The organism is uncultured Porphyromonas sp., from assembly GCF_934359325.1.
Taxonomy (GTDB): Bacteria; Bacteroidota; Bacteroidia; order Bacteroidales; family Porphyromonadaceae; genus Porphyromonas_A.
Genome location: NZ_CAKRLH010000243.1, coordinates 1 through 2,280, shown reverse-complemented (window position 1 = coordinate 2,280; position 2,280 = coordinate 1). Strand labels below are relative to the sequence as shown.

General features: G+C 55.4%; 1 protein-coding gene, 1 tRNA gene and 1 other RNA gene. All 3 read left to right on the top strand.

What is annotated here, in order from left to right; all coding sequences use genetic code 11:
* The first annotated feature begins 56 nt into the window (after nucleotides 1-56).
* An RNA gene (gene ffs / locus Q0F21_RS07375) (signal recognition particle sRNA small type) lies at nucleotides 57-156 on the top strand.
* Nucleotide 157: 1 nt separating this feature from the next.
* A tRNA-Thr gene (locus Q0F21_RS07370) sits at nucleotides 158-230 on the top strand.
* 176 nt (nucleotides 231-406) lie between these two features.
* Nucleotides 407-2,280, top strand: a 1,874-nt coding sequence (locus tag Q0F21_RS07365) for a carboxypeptidase-like regulatory domain-containing protein (RefSeq protein WP_297238728.1), incomplete at its 3' end; no start/stop codon positions are given.

The window sequence follows — 2,280 nt, the reverse complement described above, 5'->3', positions numbered from 1 at the left end:
ACACTTTGAGAGTAGGGAAAAAGTCCGTACCTTTGCAGTGTCAAGCCGACAGATACGGGCAAGTCCTACACGGCCAGCTCCCCACGAATCCCCCCAGGGCTTGATCGCAGCAAGGGTAGTGGGTTGTAGCGGCGCGATGTAGACAGCTTGCCCACCTGCCTTCTTAGCTCAGTTGGTAGAGCTTCTGATTTGTAATCAGATGGTCGTAGGTTCGAGTCCTATAGAAGGCTCCCGTTAGGAAGCGACTGTAAGTACGATAGATCGTCACTTACAGTCGCTTTTTTTCTTTCCTCACTTTCTGTAAGTTTGCTTCCAGAGTTACACACTCACTCCTGCGACAGTTTTAGGACATTCACCACCTCTGCACCAGATGGATCACTCACCCGCCATAATGCGCCCTTCCGCTATGATGGGGCTATTTCTCACTTTACTTCTCCTACCCACAGCCTATGCGCAGACCAACTCCGGAGAGATCAAAGGGCGAGTCTACGACGAAGAGCAAAAGGAGTGGATGACCGCTGCGAGTGTGAGGCTCCTGAGTGCCTCTGACTCGACGCTGGTGCAAGGAGTGATGACGGATAAGCAGGGTCACTTCAGGCTCAGCGTCTCCACTCCCGGCAGCTACTTAGTCGACATCAGCTTCATCGGCTACACGCCGTACAGCAAGGCGGTATCCATAGACAAGAGCACCAAGATCGACCTTGGGAAGATCAAGCTCTCACCCACCTCCACGGCACTGAGCGAGCTGAAGGTCGTGGGGCAGTCGAGTCCTGTGACGATCAAGAAGGACACGGTTCAGTTCAGTGCCGGTGCCTTCAAGGTTCGTCCCGGAGCCTCGGTGGAGGAGCTATTGCGCCGGATCCCCGGGATCGAGGTGGACGCCGAGGGCAATATCACCTATAATGGGGAGTCCATCGAGCGGGTGGAGCTGGACGGCAGAGACTTCTTCTCCTCCGATCCTACCATGGCAACGAAGAACCTTCCCGCTGATCTGATCAAGAACGTGCAGGTAGTCGACAAGAAGTCCGAGCAGACCCGACTTACCGGAATGGACGACGGAGAGAAGACGAAAATACTTAATCTGAATGTCAAGGAGGAACTGAAGAAAGGTCTTCTCGGCAACCTCAAAGCCGGCTACGGAACCAAAGACCGCTACAGAGTAGACCTGATGGGGTCGGGATTCAGGGGAGACGAGCGCGTCACTCTCCTCGCCAATCTCAACAACACCGATGGCGTACGACGCGGGAGAGGAGACAGAAAGCGGCGCTCTGTGGGAGCCAACTATGACAATAAAATAAGTGACAAGCTCAACGTCACGGCAGAACTCTCTTACCGGGAAAATGACAACACCCTCTCTAGCCGAATGACTCGGGAAAACCTCCTCGGAAACGCCACTCACACGACCACTGATCGCAACACCTCATCCGAGGGAAACCTCTCTCGCCGAGGCTCTATGAACGGTCGTCTGAAGTGGACACCGTCAGACAAGACCGCGCTTTTCTTTATGCCGGATATCAGTGTCGGTCGTAGTCGATCCCACTCGCTGTCCCAGTACAGCACAGAGGCCAGGGAGGGCGAGACGATCAATTCAGGCTCCTCCGAGAGTGAGGAGAAGAGCAGCAACGAGGGAGCAGGCGGCTATCTCCACTTTCGCCACACCTTTAATGACGAGGGGCGAAATATCTACGTCAGGGTCTTTGGGAGGCACGAGTCAGGCGACAGCGACGGGACACTGAAGAGCGTCACCTCCTTTACCAAAGGCAGCCGTAAGGAGATCCTAGACCAGCTCACAAGCTCCCGCAACGAGAGTAACCGAGGGGGCATCTCCGTCTCTTTCCTAGAGCCTATCAGCAAGTACTGGTCTCTCCAGGGCAGCTACAGCCTCGACGGAGAGCAGAGGACAAGTGATCGTCTCGCCTATAGGGCTGACGCAGATGGCGAGTACACCATACTGGACAAGCGGTACTCCAGAGGCTCCAGTAATCGGTATCTCAATCACCGGATAGGCGCTATGGCTCGGTACCGGCCGAGACCCATGAGCAGTATCTCTCTCGGAGTCGATGCACTGCCCACCTATACGCGCACCATCACCACGGACGGCGAGGAGGTCACCTACGATCACGAGCGGAGCATCGTCAATTATGCCCCCTCCCTCATGGTCGACCTACGGAATGATAAAGGACTACAGTACATGATGCACTACAGAGGGAGCACCAGCCAGCCCTCTATGGAGCAGCTGAGCCCCGTCACCATACAGACCTCACCACTCTCTCAGACGAC